The sequence below is a fragment of the Mesorhizobium sp. WSM4898 genome, from assembly GCF_029625845.1.
Lineage (GTDB): Bacteria > Pseudomonadota > Alphaproteobacteria > Rhizobiales > Rhizobiaceae > Mesorhizobium.
The window spans coordinates 368,301-384,453 of record NZ_JARTVQ010000001.1; the positions used below are offsets into that span (position 1 = coordinate 368,301).

13 protein-coding genes are annotated in these 16,153 nt (G+C 63.1%); 10 read left to right on the forward strand and 3 right to left on the reverse strand.

Annotation, left to right across the window (positions count from 1 at the left end; genetic code table 11):
• Positions 1–74: 74 nt before the first annotated feature.
• Positions 75–1,139 (reverse strand): pilus assembly protein TadG-related protein, encoded by a 1,065-nt coding sequence (locus P9228_RS01880; protein WP_278052089.1) that lies wholly within the window; start codon positions 1,137–1,139, stop codon positions 75–77.
• 423 nt (positions 1,140–1,562) lie between these two features.
• Between P9228_RS01880 and lepA the strand changes: the two genes are divergently transcribed.
• The 10 genes from lepA to P9228_RS01930 all read left to right on the forward strand — a co-directional run bounded on the left by lepA (position 1,563) and on the right by P9228_RS01930 (position 13,454).
• The gene (gene lepA / locus P9228_RS01885; protein WP_278052090.1) at positions 1,563–3,368 is read left to right on the forward strand and encodes a translation elongation factor 4; all 1,806 of its coding nucleotides are present in this window, start codon (positions 1,563–1,565) and stop codon (positions 3,366–3,368) included.
• A 1,386-nt stretch (positions 3,369–4,754) separates the two neighbouring features.
• On the forward strand, positions 4,755–5,399 hold the full coding sequence (locus P9228_RS01890) for a hypothetical protein (RefSeq protein WP_278052091.1): 645 nt from the start codon (positions 4,755–4,757) through the stop codon (positions 5,397–5,399).
• Positions 5,396–5,608 (forward strand): hypothetical protein, encoded by a 213-nt coding sequence (locus tag P9228_RS01895; RefSeq protein ID WP_278052092.1) that lies wholly within the window; start codon positions 5,396–5,398, stop codon positions 5,606–5,608. Before P9228_RS01890 ends, P9228_RS01895 begins: the two co-directional genes overlap by 4 nt.
• On the forward strand, positions 5,595–6,668 hold the full coding sequence (locus P9228_RS01900) for a hypothetical protein (RefSeq protein WP_278052093.1): 1,074 nt from the start codon (positions 5,595–5,597) through the stop codon (positions 6,666–6,668). Before P9228_RS01895 ends, P9228_RS01900 begins: the two co-directional genes overlap by 14 nt.
• A 59-nt stretch (positions 6,669–6,727) precedes the next feature.
• Positions 6,728–7,240, forward strand: a complete 513-nt coding sequence (locus tag P9228_RS01905) for a hypothetical protein (RefSeq protein WP_278052094.1) — start codon at positions 6,728–6,730, stop codon at positions 7,238–7,240.
• An 11-nt stretch (positions 7,241–7,251) separates the two neighbouring features.
• Positions 7,252–7,761, forward strand: coding sequence for a hypothetical protein (locus P9228_RS01910; protein WP_278052095.1), 510 nt, complete (start codon positions 7,252–7,254; stop codon positions 7,759–7,761).
• Positions 7,762–7,958: 197 nt separating this feature from the next.
• Positions 7,959–8,306, forward strand: coding sequence for a hypothetical protein (locus P9228_RS01915; protein WP_278052096.1), 348 nt, complete (start codon positions 7,959–7,961; stop codon positions 8,304–8,306).
• Between the two features lie 122 nt (positions 8,307–8,428).
• Positions 8,429–8,800 (forward strand): DUF559 domain-containing protein, encoded by a 372-nt coding sequence (locus P9228_RS01920; RefSeq protein WP_278052097.1) that lies wholly within the window; start codon positions 8,429–8,431, stop codon positions 8,798–8,800.
• 190 nt (positions 8,801–8,990) lie between these two features.
• A complete protein-coding gene (locus tag P9228_RS01925; protein ID WP_278052098.1) occupies positions 8,991–11,027 on the forward strand; it encodes a hydantoinase/oxoprolinase family protein in 2,037 nt (678 codons plus the stop codon).
• A 252-nt stretch (positions 11,028–11,279) separates the two neighbouring features.
• Complete coding sequence (locus P9228_RS01930; protein WP_278052099.1) at positions 11,280–13,454, forward strand: malate synthase G; 2,175 nt, start codon at positions 11,280–11,282, stop codon at positions 13,452–13,454.
• A gap of 23 nt (positions 13,455–13,477) precedes the next feature.
• Here the strand turns inward: P9228_RS01930 and P9228_RS01935 are convergent, their stop codons facing one another.
• Both P9228_RS01935 and gshB read right to left on the reverse strand, forming a co-directional pair.
• Positions 13,478–15,007 (reverse strand): YifB family Mg chelatase-like AAA ATPase, encoded by a 1,530-nt coding sequence (locus P9228_RS01935; RefSeq protein WP_278052100.1) that lies wholly within the window; start codon positions 15,005–15,007, stop codon positions 13,478–13,480.
• Positions 15,008–15,151: 144 nt separating this feature from the next.
• A complete protein-coding gene (gshB, locus tag P9228_RS01940) occupies positions 15,152–16,093 on the reverse strand; it encodes a glutathione synthase (RefSeq protein WP_278052101.1) in 942 nt (313 codons plus the stop codon).
• Positions 16,094–16,153 lie beyond the last annotated feature (60 nt).

Sequence of the window (16,153 nt, forward strand, 5' to 3'; positions counted from 1 at the left end):
GCCGCCAAGCTGGAGCACCCCTCATCCGTCGACTTCGGCGACACCTTCTCCCACAAGGGGGAGAAGGGAGGGCGCTACTGCGTCAGCACCGTCTCGGACGGGCGCTGATTGAAGGCGCATTTGCCGGTCACATTGTAGAAGAAGTCGGCATTGGAAACCGGCGCCGGCACAGGGTTGCCGCCGTCTTCCCAGGCCTGGTAGCCGGTCTGGCCGCAGGGCACCGAGGTGAAGATGTCGACTTTCTGGCCGGTCGCGACCTCGGGCATATTCGTCTGGCTGCTGCCGATGTAGAGCCGGTTCGAGGTGTTGGGATCGTTCGACTTCAGCACCTTCGGGTTGCCCGAGGGAACGTCCATTTGCAGATAGAGCTGGTCCATCTGGCTGACATCGATCACCGCGCCGGCGCCATTGGCCGGATAGAAGGTATCGGCGCAGGTCGTGACGTACTTGTTGCTGCCGCTGGTCTGGGTGATCGCCCCGCTCGGCAGATTGTTGAAATTGTCGACCGTCGAGGTCGTGCAGACCTGTTTCTGCACCACGGTCGTCGTCGACCCGTTGATGGTGCTCACCGTGGTTGTGCCGTAGCCCTTCGGGTCGCCATAGCCGTTGTAGTTATAGCTGATCGTCATCAGCGGCTTGGCCTTGGTCTGGCCGAACTGGGTGCCGTAGAGGGTCATCGTCTTGTTCCAGTAGCCCGACACCTTCGTCACCTTGAAGGTGGACTGCACCAGCGCCGGCGCCTTGCGCACCGAGGAGCCGACGCCGACATCGACCGAATTGATCCTCGCGATCTGCATGAAACTGGTCGGCATCGGATAGGCCGCCGTGGCGCTGAACGTCGCCGTGCCGTCGGCGGCGACGTTGACGGCGGTGAGCGTCGCGTCGCCCAGCCCGCTATTGGCGACATAGGCTTGCTGCAGCGCCGTCTGGCGGTCGGCCTTCGAGGTGGTGGTCGGCAGCGTGGTGATCGACAGGATCGCGGCGTCCAGCGCCTGCTGCATGTTGCTCCTGGTCGTCACCGCCGAGGTGTAGTCGACGGAAAAGCCGACCGCGAGCAGCAGCGGGATCGCCAACAGCGCCATCATCGGCAGCATCGAGCCGCCTTGCGATCGAACGAAATCTCTTGCCGACGAGAACATGCCCCAACCCCATACACACCGGCAATGCAACCTGCCTGCCACCAGAGGTGGAGATATGCCCAAAATGAGTGCATGAAAGTTTAAGTAGATTTGAATTTTTGCGCGGAGGCGTCCTAGCCTTCAAACGCTTGCGCTGCCCCTCACCTGCCTGCCGGCCCCTCTCCCCGTATGGTAACGGGGAGAGGGGCGCCCCCATCGACGATTTCGCCAATTTGGAACGCTGCAAGAAAGGTACCGAGGCGGCGGCCAGCCCCTTCTCCCCGTCACTTACGGGGAGAAGTGCCCGGCAGGGCGATGAGGGGCAGCGCCGGCCTCCGATCATTGGCCGTGTTCAGACATTGGCGAGCGTGTTTGCCTGCTCTGCTCCGATCTCCCCGGGCCCACCGCTTGCCCCTTAAACCCGCCCCTGCTAAAGCGCGCCGCATGACGACGCCCCTCGACCACATCCGCAATTTCTCCATCGTCGCCCATATCGACCATGGCAAATCCACGCTTGCCGACCGGCTGATCCAGCTCACCGGCGCGCTGGAGGAGCGCGACATGAAGGAGCAGGTGCTGGACTCGATGGACATCGAGCGCGAGCGCGGCATCACCATCAAGGCCCAGACGGTCAGGCTCAACTACCGCGCCAGGAACGGCGAGGATTACGTGCTGAACCTCATCGACACCCCCGGCCATGTCGACTTCGCCTACGAGGTGTCGCGCTCGCTGGCCGCCTGCGAGGGCTCGCTGCTGGTGGTCGACGCTTCGCAAGGGGTCGAGGCGCAGACCTTGGCCAACGTCTACCAGGCCATCGACAACAACCACGAGATCGTCGTGGTGTTGAACAAGGTCGACCTGCCGGCCGCCGAGCCCGAGCGCATCCGCGAGCAGGTGGAGGAGGTGATCGGCCTCGACGCCTCCAATGCCGTCATGATCTCGGCCAAGACCGGCCTCGGCGTGCCGGACGTGCTGGAGGCGATCGTCCACCAGTTGCCGCCGCCGCGCGAGGGCGACATCGCCGCCCCGCTGAAAGCCATGCTGGTCGACTCTTGGTACGATGCCTATCTCGGCGTCATCGTTCTGGTGCGCATCATCGACGGCGTGATGAAGAAGGGCCAGACCATCCGCATGATGGGCACCGGCGCAAAATATCTCGTCGAGCGCACCGGCGTCTTCAAGCCGGCCCGCGTCAATGTCGACGAGCTCGGCCCCGGCGAGTTCGGCTTCTTCACCGGCTCGATCAAGGAAGTGGCCGACACCCGCGTCGGCGACACCATCACCGAGGACCGCCGCCCGACGCAAAAGGCGCTGCCCGGCTTCAAGCCGGCGCAGCCGGTGGTGTTCTGCGGCCTGTTCCCGGTCGACGCCGCCGATTTCGAGGATCTGCGCGCCGCCGTCGGCAAGCTGCGCCTCAACGACGCCTCCTTCTCATACGAAATGGAGACCTCCGCCGCGCTCGGCTTCGGCTTCCGCTGCGGCTTCCTCGGGCTGCTGCACCTCGAGATCATCCAGGAGCGGCTGGAGCGCGAGTTCAACCTCGACCTCATCGCCACCGCGCCGTCGGTCGTCTACCGCATGAACCTCATCGACGGCACGACGAAGGAACTGCACAACCCGGCCGACATGCCCGACGTGGTCAAGATCGCCTCGATCGAGGAGCCGTGGATCCGCGCCACGATTCTTACGCCCGACGACTATCTCGGCGGCATCCTGAAGCTGTGCCAGGACAGGCGCGGCATCCAGGCCGATCTCTCCTATGTCGGCAAGCGCGCCATGCTCACCTACGACCTGCCGCTCAACGAGGTGGTGTTCGACTTCTACGATCGCCTGAAGTCGATCTCCAAGGGCTACGCCTCGTTCGACTATCATTTGACCAACTACCGTGAGGGCGACCTGGTGAAGATGTCGATCCTGGTCAATGACGAGCCGGTCGACGCCCTGTCGATGCTGGTGCACCGCTCGGCGGCGGAAAAGCGCGGCCGCGCCATGTGCGAGAAGCTGAAGGAGCTGATCCCGCAGCACCTGTTCAAGATCCCGATCCAGGCGGCCATCGGCGGCCGCATCATCGCCCGCGAGACCGTCTCGGCGCTGCGCAAGGACGTCACCGCCAAATGCTACGGCGGCGACGTGACCCGCAAGCGCAAGCTGCTCGACAAGCAGAAAGAGGGCAAGAAGCGGATGCGCCAGTTCGGCAAGGTGGATATCCCGCAGGAGGCGTTTATCCAGGCGCTGAAGATGGGCGATTGAGAAGCCGGTTGGCGCGCGTAGCGCGCCAAGCCATCGATCCAGTGAATCGATGGCAGGTTTCGAAAGCGGGGGAGCTGCCGGCAGGCAGCGGGCCCCCCGACAGCGCGGCGCTGGAACTGCGCGGTGGAGGCTATTCTCCCGGGGGCGGTGCAGGATGATCTTCGGAGGGAGGCCGAGGGCCTTCGCGTGTCGCTTCGATCTCCCGAAAAATACCGTCTACGCTTGCAAAGATCAGTTGGCCTAGTCCCGCAACGTCAGAAGCGTCACCAAGGCGAATGAGCCGCATTGTGCGCAAGCACAGAACTGCGATATCGTCCGGCGAACTAACCGTGGCCTGATAGGCAGGTTGAAATGGCGATAGAACCGCTCGAACCAACCGCTCTTCAAGACGCGGCTTTACCGTGTTCCAAACATGTATTGCGACAGAACGGTCTCCAATCTGAAGCCCAAAGTTCGGAGTGTAGGTTACGGAAAACCGCTCCTCAGGGCTTTGCACCGTTATAGGGGCAATTTCCAAGACAGCGCCTGGATATTGGGCTCGCCAAGCCGCCAGTCGCTGCAGGCCGAGTTGAGCTGATTGTCTTTCCGGCAGTTGAATAATTGCCAGAGTTGCCTCCACGACATCTTCTAACGGCTCGCCTGACATCAAACGCTGAGACAGCCGACGAAGGCTGCTATGAAAGTCGTAGCCTCCATCTCTTGGAACAGACCTTCGGCGAAGCTCAGTTCGCTGTGGCCGCACATTCATGTGGACGATGCGCAAGAATGCGGACATTCCGAATGCTGGCATGGAGGCACCCTTTCCAGTTTCGATTCGCAATTACTAATGTACACCAAAATTCTTGCTTTGTTCTCTTAGGTTTTCGCACTCATGTGCCAGGCCAACAAACGCGGGCGTTCGCTGAAATGGATATGTCCGTACGGATTTAATGGGGATTGAGAAGGTCGCGCAAAAACGATACCGTCCCTGCATTGCTTTATTCTTCGAACTAGAGACTAGCTACAGTTTCTTTTCGACAGCAGACCATAAGCGCCATATCCGAAATTTTCGACGACGAAAAGCTCAGTTGCGGCCCGTCACAAAAGCTCATCTCATACCTGGCTGGTAAGATACTAAACTACAAAGAGGAAGGCAGGGAAATAGAAATATCGGCCATTTTTTGCCAAAACATCTCAAGTGTATTATCTGTATTGCCGGGATCTATTTTCTATAAAATTGGAGAGGTTGAATTTGGAATTGAAGCAGGCAAAACTATTCTGAAGGACTGCGCACCTCTCTGCGGTAGGAATTGGCATTTATATATATCACGAATATCTGACGCAAAGGTGGAGTATGGTGTATTTAGCTTTGACCGGTCACCGACTTCATTCTCTCTAAGAGATAGTATGTCTCTTTTGTCCAGAGAATTCGCCCTTCTCGTTCACCGGATACACGTTGGCACGATCGAAATAATTGGCTCTAAGGGAAGTGCATACCATTTTGAATTTTCTACGACTCGCCAAGAGGTCGCAACGTCTAGCGACGACCATTTTGAGCCGTTTGCCAAAAATTGCGCGAGGTCGATCGCTGCTGACGAAATCAAGGAAAAATTCATTTTCTACTTCGCGAATTTGCTCAGGAGGGCGGTTGTCGGCTCTCATGGGACGATTGTCGTATGTTGCGAGAATTTCAATGAGAAGAAGCCGCCCGAGATTGCGGACGTGGTTTTGATAGAGCCGAGCCTCGATTTTATGGATGCGTTTCGCAGTTACCTGACAATCGGGAGCGCTGAGTCAATCACACAGCTAAATCGGCTTGAGGAGCTACTCGCTGGCTTTCTATCATGTGACGGCATCGTGGTCTTTGATACCAGTGGTGGGGTGGTAGCTTACCGAGGGTTCTATCGAAGCGCATCGCCCCTTCCAACCGTGGTTGGGGGTGCCAGACGTCGGGCTTTTGAGGGCGTCAAACAGCTTGTTGGATCAGCGTTCGTATGCGCACTATTTCAGTCGCAAGACGGCTTCACGATTTATGAGGGTGCCCCTGTATGAGCGACGGCAGCGTTCAACTTTGGAAAGAGGCCAACCCGACGATCGCGTTGGATGGCATCTCGGATGCCCCGACTCTGGCGGGCCACGCTCTGCAGCTGAAATCGAAAGAACGCGCACAGATCGCGATGAATTTCAACGCTGGGAATTATGAGATTGCTGCCTCGTACATTTGGCGTATCGTTCATAGGGGAATTGTTGCAGCGCCCTGATATCGATGAGTTTTCAGATGTTGCCACCGAAGTCTCGGACGCCGAGGCAATTTCTCTAGCTCGCGATATTGGCATGCTTAGCAAGTTGCAAACAACGCGGCTTCTCCAGTCACAAACAATTGTCAACTATTTTGCTAGCTCCGCAGATGCGGATGGAAACGAAATAACGGAAGAAATGACGAAAGAGGACGCCATTTCATGCCTTAGGATATGCGTTCAAGGCGTCCTCGCCCATGAGAAAATTTCAGCCGCGGAAGATTTTAAAGCCTTCAGAGATACTCTCACCGCCGAAACTTTGACTGGAACCTCCCATCAGTTGTTGAAGTTAAAGTCTTCTCCCTATTTCTTTATAAAAACTGCTATCGGCGTCTTGCTATCGCTATTTAAGTCGGCTAAGGGCGCTGAGCTTGAGCATACCGTAAGGAATGCACAAGTATTAATCCCTGAACTTTGGCCGCAACTCAAAAGTCCGGAGAAATGGCAAGTCGGTCAAGCCTATGCTGAGCAATTTAACGAAGGAAAAAGACAGACGATATCAGGTCTTCATAGTGTTTTGGTGGCGGTGAAAGGTTTTGACTATGTTCCTGAAAACCTGCGTTCAAACACCTTCATAAGGATTGCTAGTAGCGTAATCGCTGCGCATAACGGGCCAAATAACTTCTACAACGAACCGGCTCCTATGCGCGAACTTGCGAACTTAGGCACATCGATTCCTGGCCCTGCGGTTGCCCAATGTGTTACTGCGGCTCTCTGTGTAAAGATCGGCAATCAGTATGGAGTTAGTTGGAGCGCTCAACCATACGCAGATCAGGTAATAAATGGAATTTCTGCCGACAGATGGAAGTTTTATTTAGATGGCCGTCTTTCGGAGGACAAGTTAATTCTTGTGAAACTCCTGAATGATGTGATGATTGATCGGTGGATTGACGTATTTTCCGACATCAATTTAAGTTCGATTTCTCTAGAGCAGGCTGATGTTGGTCTTTTAGTAGTGGCAACATATGAAGGGAAGAAGGCTCGCGTAAAATCGTTGGCCGCGAGGTTGCTGCAAAAACTCTAGACCGTTGGAGATCCTCCCACCTTGACGTATCCTGCCTCCCCAGCTTGGGGAGACATCACATGCGCTCCACCTCGGACACCATTGCCGCGATCGGCCTCGCCATCGGCGGCGCGTTGGGCATGGCGGGTACCTTCGTTGCCAGCGATGCGCTGCGCGAGACGCTGTGGACCATCGACGGCGTGGGTGTCGTCGTGGCGGCGGCACTGCTCGTGGTGAAATACCAGCGGCTCGGCAATGACCTTGTCGCGGCCGGCTTCCTCACTTTCCTTGCCGGCGAAAGCCTGCTTCTGGCCGGCAATGCGGCGGGCCTTGAGGCCAGCGTGCCGTCCTATGTCGGCGGCATTTGCCTCTGGGCGGCGGGGCTGGTCATGGTCAGCGCGCCAAAAACCTTCGCGCTGTGGATGCGACTCACCGCTTTCGTCGCGGCCGTGCTCTTCGTCGTGTCGGCGGTGATGATGCTCTGGGGCGCGCCGCTTTTGCCCACATCGGCGCCTTTGCCCGCCGCCGGCTATCCGTTCCTGGTCCTCACCTTCATCGGGTGGATCTCGACGCTGCTGAAACCGGAACGGTGAGCGGCCGAAAAATGGCCGCGCCGCTTGAAATCCGCAACAGCGCCTCCGGCAAGATCCTGCCGGCGGTGGGACCGTTCCTGATCGGCGGTATCTTTGGCTTCGGGGCGCTGCAGGGCGTCGCCTCGGGGACCTCCGGCGGCCATGTGCTGTGGATCGGGCTGCTCGGCGTCGCCTTCCTGGCGCTCGGCGTCTTCATTTCGCGCGGCGCCTTCGACAATTCGGTCAAGGTCACCCTCGATCAGCGCGGCTTCCGCGATGCTCGCGCCGGCGACGTGCTGGTGCCGTGGAACAAGGTGCGGAGCGTGCGCCTCGCCTCCGGCGGCAAGGGTGCGGCGATGCTCAATTTCGAGCTCACCGAGGAGCCGCCCGACGCGATCAAATACGCCGCCGCCAATGCCTTCGGCCTGATGCCCTTCGGCAAGACCACCGTGCACATGGAGATCTCCTCGCTCGACATCCACGACCAGGACTTGATCGAGGCGGTGAAGACATTCGCGCCGCACGTGGTGGTGAGGCGCTGATCTCCCCCCTCGAGGGGGAGATGTCGCCAAAGGCGACAGAGGGGGTCGCCGCGCGTGGAGCGCCAACGCCGTGCGGCACGAGATGAGGTCGGCGTTCTACGCGCAAGGACTCCCTCTGACCGCTTCGCGGCCATTTCCCCTCGAGGGGGAGATTACCGGTGCTTCCCGTGCTCTACTCTCCCTCGGGAACCCTCGCCATGATTCGCGCTCTGCTCGCCGCTCTTCTCCTCACCGCGCCGGCCTTCGCCGCCGACATGTCGGTCTTTGTCCGCAACCAGCGTTCGGACGGCGTCGCGCTGGAGCTGTTCAGCCGCGACAGCAAGAAAGTCTGGCCGGGCGGCGACAAGGTCTTCCTCATCCGCCCGCAGGCGCGCAAATCCGTGCCGATCTCCTGCGAGCCCGGCGAGCACATCTGCTGGGGCGCCTGGGTGGTCGGCAACGATTCCGTCACCGCCGGCGTCGGCCCCGACAACGACCAGCCCTGCGACACCTGCTGCTTCATCTGCGTCGAGCATTCGACGGAGACGGTGGATCTGGCGGAGTAGGGCACCTCCCTTCTCCCCTTGTGGGAGAAGGTGGCTCGGCGCGCAGCGCCGAGACGGGATGAGGGGTGTTGGACGGAGTGCGATGTTGGAGAATTGGACGAAATGAGGCCGAGTCTTCCGCCATGCCGCATCAACCCGTAACCCCGGCCAAGCGCAATTTCGCTCGTCGGATGCGCCGCGAGTCGACAGAGGGGGAGGACCGTCTGTGGCAGGAGCTGCGCGGCCGCCGTCTCGACAAGATCAAGTTCCGCCGGCAGGTGCCAGTGGGTAGATTCGTCGCCGACTTCGTTTGCGCCGAGGCTCGGCTTATCATCGAAATCGATGGCAGTCAGCATGCGGGCTCGCCCCACGACCAGGAGCGCGACGCCGAATTGAAGGCAAAGGGATTTCGCGTGTTGAGGTTCTGGAATGACGACGTTCTGAAGGACCTCGATGCTGTCTGCGATACCATCATTGCCTATGTGCGGGACGAAGATCTGCAGCCTTGGCGATGATGCCGATGGGCGTATTTGCCAAGCTGGAGCACCCCTCATCCGTCTCGGCGCTGCGCGCCGATCCACCTTCTCCCACAGGGGGAGAAGGGAGCTTGCCCCTTCCTTGGCCCATCGCTCCCGCCTTTATCCGCCGGCCCGTATCGGCTAAGGGGCAGGCACCAAACCTCTTGCCCGGACTTGCCACCGCCAAATGACCGCCAAGCCAAAACCGCTCTTCCTCGGCATCGACACAGGCGGCACCTATACCGATGCCGTGCTGTGGTCGGAGGAGGGCGGGCCCCTGGACAACCCAGATAAGGGCAAGGTGCTGGCCAAGGCCAAGGCGCTGACCACGCGCCACGACCTCGCCGTCGGCATTTCCGGCGCGGTCGACGCGGTGCTGGAGAAATCCGGCACCGACCCGGCCGCGATCAAGCTGGTGTCGATGTCGACCACGCTGGCCACCAACGCGCTGGTCGAGGGCCAGGGCGGGCGCGTGGCGCTGGTGATGATCGGCTTTTCCGAGGCCGACCTTGCCCGCGACGGGCTGAAGACGGCTCTCGGCAGCGATCCGGTGGTGTTCTGCCCCGGCGGCCACGACGTGCACGGCAATGCCGCCAAGCTCGATCTTTCCGGCCTCGAGGCGGCCTTGCCGGAGCTTGGGGGTTCGGTGTCGGGCTTCGCCGTCTGCGCCTATTTCGCCACCCGCAATCCGGCGCATGAGCTCGCCGCGCGCGACCTGATCCGCGAAAAAACCGGCCTGCCGGTCACCGCCAGCCACGAGCTTTCGGCCAAGCTCGGCGGTCCGCGCCGCGCGCTCACCACTTTGCTCAACGCCCGGCTGATCTCGATGATCGACCGGCTGGTCGCGGCGACCGAAGGCTTTCTTGGCCAGCGCGGCATCGCCGCACCTTTGATGGTGGTGCGCGGCGACGGCGCGCTGGTGTCGGCGGCCTTCGCCCGCCAGCGGCCGATCGAGACGATCCTCTCCGGCCCGGCCGCCAGCCTGGTCGGCGCCCGCCACATGACCGGGCTCGACGACGCCATGGTCTCCGACATCGGCGGCACCACCACCGACGTCGCCGTGCTGGATAGCGGCCGGCCGCGGCTCGATCCGGAAGGCGCCACCGTCGGCGGCTTCCGCACCATGGTCGAAGCCGTCGCCATGCGCACCTTCGGCCTCGGCGGCGACTCCGAAGTAGCGCTGGAGGACGGCGCGCTCGACCCCAAGATCCTGCTCGGGCCGCGCCGCCTGGTGCCGCTGGCGCTGGCCGGCTTGGCGCATGGCGAGGCGGTCACCGCCGAGCTGGAGCGGCAGCTGCGCGCGCCGAATCCCGGCCGCATGGACGGGCGCTTTGCCGTGCGCACCGGCGTGCCGGATCGCCTCGCCGCCGGCCTCACCGCGCCGGAAGCGAAACTCTACGACGCGATCGGCGCCACCCCGCTGGCGCTTGACCGGCTGCTCAGCTCCAACGCCCAGAACGCCACGCTCAACCGGCTGGTGGCGCGCGGCCTGGTGCACATTTGCGGCTTCACGCCGTCCGACGCCGCCCATGTGCTCGGCAAGCAGTCGAACTGGGATCCCGCCGCCGCCCGCCTCGGCGCCGAGCTGTTTTCCCGCCGCCGCGACGGCCGCGGCCAGGCGATCGCCGCGACGCCGGAAGCGCTCGCCCAGCGCGTGCTCGTCACGCTGACGCGCTGGTCGGCCGAATATATTCTCGAAACCGCCTTCGCCGAGGACGGGCTGGACGGCGCCGCGACGGTCGCGCATGCGCTGGTGCAGCGCGCCGTCGACGCGCATCCCGGCATCGCCCGCTTCAGCGTCGCGCTCGACCGGCCGGTGATCGGCCTCGGCGCCTCGGCGCCGCTGCATTATGCCGGCCTGCCGCCGCTGATCGGCAATGGCTGCATCGTGCCGGAGGACACCGACGTCGCCAACGCGCTCGGCGCGGTCGTCGGCCAGGTGCGGGTCTCGGCCGAAGCCCGCGTCAGCCAGCCCAGGGAAGGGCTTTTCCGGCTCGCCTCGGGGCAGACGGTGCGCGACTTCACCGAGGAGGAGAAGGCGATCGCCGCGGCGGAAGCCGACGTGCGGGCGATCGTTGCCGAACGCGCGAAAAATGCCGGCACCGACAGCGCCGAAATCGACGTTTCCACCGAATTCAAGGTCTCGACGGTCGAGAACCAGCGCATGTTCATCGAGGCGCATGTGGTGGCGGTGGCCTCAGGGCGCCCAAGGATTGCGGTGTGAGCGCGCCTTCCCCCTTCTCCCCTTGTGGGAGAAGGTGTCGCCGGAGGCGACGGATGAGGGGTGCTCCAGGGAACACCAGCGCCGCATTCCGCTGGAACACCCCTCATCCGTCTCGGCGCTTGCGCGCCGATCCACCTTCTCCCACAAGGGGAGAAGGGAAACCGCGCCGCACCTTCACCCTAAGCCGAATTGACCCTTGAACCCCAAACATGTCAAAGCCCCGGCAAAGCCTACCCATCTGGAGACGTGCTGATGACCGACCGCATCGAGATCGCCGGGTTGCAGATTGCCCGGGAGCTCCATGACTTCGTCGCCGAGGAGGCAGCAGTCGGCACCGGCATCGATCCGGAAAAGTTCTGGGAGGGCTTTTCCGCCATCGTCCACGACCTCGCGCCGAAGAACCGCGCGCTGCTCGCCAAGCGCGACGCCATGCAGGAGAGGCTGGACGACTGGTACCGCGCCAACGGCGCGCCGGTCGACATGGAGGTGTACAGAACTTTCCTCGAGGAGATCGGCTATCTGGTGCCGGAAGGCCCGGCCTTCAGCGTCTCGACCGAAAATGTCGATCCGGAGATCGCGGTCGTCGCCGGGCCGCAGCTGGTCGTGCCGGTGATGAACGCGCGCTATGCGCTCAATGCCGCCAATGCGCGCTGGGGCTCGCTTTATGACGCGCTCTACGGCACCGACGCCATTCCCGAGACCGCAGGTGCCGAAAGAGCCAAGGCGTTCAATCCCACGCGCGGCGCCAAGGTGATCGCCTGGGTCAGGGACTTCCTCGACCAGTCCGTGCCGCTCACCACCGGCAAATGGGCCGGCATCAACGGGCTCTCGGTGGCGAACGGCGCGCTGAAGGTCGGCGAAGGCGCCGGCGCCACCACGCTTGCCGACCCGAAGCAGTTCGTCGGCTACCGCGGCGACGCCGCCACGCCGGAAGCCGTGCTTCTGGTAAAGAACGGCCTGCATATCGAGATCGTCGTCGACCATGCCAGTCAGATCGGCAAGACCGATGCGGCCGGCATTGCCGACGTCGTCCTCGAGGCCGCCCTGACCACCATTCAGGATTGCGAGGATTCGGTCGCCGCGGTCGATGCCGAGGACAAGGTCGTCGTCTATCGCAACTGGCTCGGCCTGATGAAGGGCGATCTGGCGGAAGAGATCACCAAGGCCGGCAAGTGCTTTGTCCGCAAGCTCAATCCGGACCGCCGCTACACGGCGCCGAATGGCGGCCAGCTGCTGCTGCCCGGACGCTCGCTGATGCTGGTGCGCAATGTCGGCCACCTGATGACCAATCCGGCGATCCTCGACCGCGACGCCAACGAGGTGCCGGAAGGCATCATGGACGCGGCGCTCACCGCGCTGATCGCGCTGCACGATGTCGGCGACAACGGCCGCCGCGCCAACTCCCGCGCCGGCTCGATGTATGTGGTGAAGCCCAAGATGCACGGGCCGGAGGAAGTCGGCTTCGCCGTGGAAATCTTCGATCGCGTCGAGGCCCTGCTCGGCATGGCCAAGAACACCATCAAGATGGGCATCATGGACGAGGAGCGGCGGACCACCGTCAACCTCAAGGAAGCGATCCGCGCCGCAAGGGAGCGCGTCGTGTTCATCAACACCGGCTTCCTCGACCGCACCGGCGACGAGATCCACACCTCGATGGAAGCCGGCCCGATGATCCGCAAGGGCGACATGAAGCAGGCGGCCTGGATTTCCGCCTATGAGGCGTGGAACGTCGATACGGGCCTGGAATGCGGCCTCGCCGGCCACGCCCAGATCGGCAAGGGCATGTGGGCGATGCCGGATTTGATGGCGGCGATGCTCGAGCAAAAGATCGCGCACCCCAAGGCCGGCGCCAACACCGCCTGGGTGCCCTCGCCGACCGCGGCGACGCTGCACGCCACGCACTATCATAAAGTGGATGTGCACGCCGTGCAGGCGGCGCTGAGGAGCCGGCCGAAGGCCAGGCTCGACGACATCCTGTCGGTGCCCGTGGCGGTGCGGCCGAACTGGACGCCGGACGAGATCCAGCGCGAGCTCGACAACAACGCGCAAGGCATTCTCGGCTATGTCGTGCGCTGGATCGATCAGGGCGTCGGCTGCTCGAAAGTGCCCGATATCAACGATGTCGGCCTGATGGAGGACCGCGCCACGCTGCGCATTTCCTCGCAGCACATCGCCAACTGGCTGCGCCACAAGGTGTGCTCGGAGATCCAGGTCCGGGATTCGCTGCAGCGCATGGCGGCGATCGTCGACCGCCAGAATGTCGGCGACCCGCTCTACCGGCCGATGGCGCCCGACTTCGACAAGTCGATCGCCTTCCAGGCCGCCTGCGACCTGGTGTTCAAGGGGACAGTCCAGCCCAACGGCTACACCGAGCCGGTGCTGCATGCGCGCAGGCTGGAGCTGAAGGCGAAGGACCGGGCGGGGTAGCGCCGCGAAGCTCGCCAGGGACCTTACGCCGCCTGCGCCATGCGCTCCGCGCTCATGCGGTAGGAGATCGCCTCGGCGAGATGGATGCGGCCGACGGTTTCGCTGGCGTCGAGATCGGCGAGCGTCCGCGCGACCTTCAGCACGCGGTGATAGGCTCGCGCCGAGAAGGCGAGCTTTTCGCTGGCGTCCTTGAGCAGCGTCAGCCCGGCGGCGTCGGGCCTGGCGATCGCCTCGACGACCGAAGGCGGGCAGTGCGCGTTGGTGGTGGCCGCCGCACCCAGCCTTTCCAGCCGCTCGCGCTGCATGGCCCGGGCGCGCGCCACGCGCTGCGCCACAGCGGCACTGGCCTCGGCCTTGTCCGGCCGGATCAGGTCGCTTGCCGAGACTGCCGGCACTTCGATCCTGAGATCGATGCGGTCGAGCAGCGGGCCGGAAATGCGCGCCTGGTATTCGGTGCGGCAGCGCTCGCCGCGCAGGCAGCGATAGCCGGGCTCGCCCGACATGCCGCAGCGGCACGGGTTCATCGCCGCCACCAGCTGGATGCGCGCCGGATAGGTGACGCGGTGGTTGGCGCGCGCGATCACGCAGTCGCCGGTCTCCAGCGGCTGGCGCAGCGCGTCCAACGTCTGCGGCGTGAATTCCGGGAACTCGTCGAGGAACAGCACGCCGTGATGCGCAAGCGACACTTCGCCCGGCCGCACGCGCAAGCCGCCGCCCACCATTGCCGCCATCGACGCCGAATGATGCGGCGCGCGGAACGGCCGTCGGTCTGTCAGCTTGCCTTCGCCGAGCTCGCCCGCCACCGACGCGATCATCGAGACTTCGAGCAGCTCCTTCGGCGCCAGCGGCGGCAAGATCGAGGGCAGCCTTTGCGCCAGCATCGACTTGCCCGAGCCCGGCGGTCCGACCATCAGGAGATTGTGGCCGCCCGCCGCCGCCGCTTCCAGCGCCCGCTTGGCGCTTTCCTGGCCCTTGATGTCGGCAAGGTCCGGCAGATCGCGCGCGGCGACCTGGATGCCTGCCTCGGGACGCGACAGCACCTGGGTGCCGCGAAAATGGTTGGCGATGGCGATCAGGCTGCGCGGCGCCAGGATATCGAAATCCTTGCCGGCCCAGGCTGCCTCCGGCCCGCAGGCGAACGGACAGATCAGGCCTTTGCCTTCGGCGTTGGCGCCGATCGCCGCCGGCAGCGCGCCGGCGACAGCGGCGATGGTGCCGTCGAGCGACAATTCGCCGAGCACGACATAGCCGGCCAGCATATCGCCCGGAATGGCGCCGAGTGCGGCCATCAATCCGAGCGCGATCGGCAGGTCGTAATGGCTGCCTTCCTTGGGCAGGTCCGCCGGCGCGAGATTCACCGTCACCTTCTTCGACGGCATCGACAGGCCGGAGGCATGAAGCGCCGCCTGCACGCGTTCCCGGCTCTCTGCCACCGCCTTATCCGGCAGGCCGACGATCTGCATGCCGACCTTGCCCGGCGCGATCATCACCTGGACATCGACCGGCACGGCCTCGATGCCCTGGAAAGCCACCGTGCGAACCCGCGCTACCATCTTGTCTCAAGCCCCCGGAACCGGCTCGCTCGCCGGTCCTGCGATCAGGCGGCGAGCGGGATCAGGTTAGACAACCACAGATTTGCAGCTTAAGCAAGAACATTACGGGAACATACGGTCCCGCTCAGGGGCAGCTGAGGGGCGCTACTTCCGCTTTCCTTCCACGCAGTCCCAGAACAGGGCAGCAATGTCCGCGCCGCCGAAGCGCCGCACCTCGCGCACGCCGGTCGGCGAGGTGACGTTGATCTCGGTCATGTAGTCGCCGATGACATCGATGCCGACGAGGATGAAGCCGCGTTCCCTGAGCGCCGGCCCGATGCGGGCGCAAATCTCGCGTTCGCGCTCCGTCAGCTCGGTCTTCTCGGCGCGGCCGCCGACATGCATGTTGGAGCGCGAATCGTGCTCGGCCGGCACGCGGTTGATGGCGCCCACCGGCTCGCCGTCGATCAGGATGATGCGCTTGTCGCCCTTGCGCACGTCCTTGAGATAGCGCTGAACGATATAGGGCTCGCGAAACAGTTGGCCGAACATTTCGAGCAGCGAGGCAAGGTTGCGGTCGGCCTCGTGCAGATGGAAGATCCCCGCCCCGCCATTGCCGTAGAGCGGCTTGACGATGATATCGCCGAACTCCTTGCGGAAGGCGGCCACCTCCTGGGGGTCCTTGGTGATCAGCGTTTCCGGCATCAGGTCCGGGAATTCGGTGACGAAGATCTTTTCCGGGCTGTTGCGCACCCAGGCCGGGTCGTTGATCACCAGTGTCTTCGGATGGATGCGTTCCAAAATGTGGGTGGTGGTGATGTAGTTCATGTCGAAGGGCGGGTCCTGCCTGAGCAGCACCACGTCCATCTCCGACAGATCGGTGCGCACCGGCTCGCCTAGCGAATAATGGCTGCCCTTCTCGTCGCGCACCTGCATCTCCTCGGCGCGCGCGAACACCTTGCCGTCCCGCATCGACAGCCGGTCGGGCGTGTAGTGGAAAAGCTGGTGGCCGCGCCGCTGCGCTTCCAGCGACAGCGCGAACGTGGTGTCGCCGGCGATCGACACCGTCGAGACATGGTCCATCTGGACGGCGATTTTCAACGGCATCTCGGGTCTCCGGCAATCTCTGCCGCCGATATAGGGAAATCGGCGGCTTCTGCCAATCGG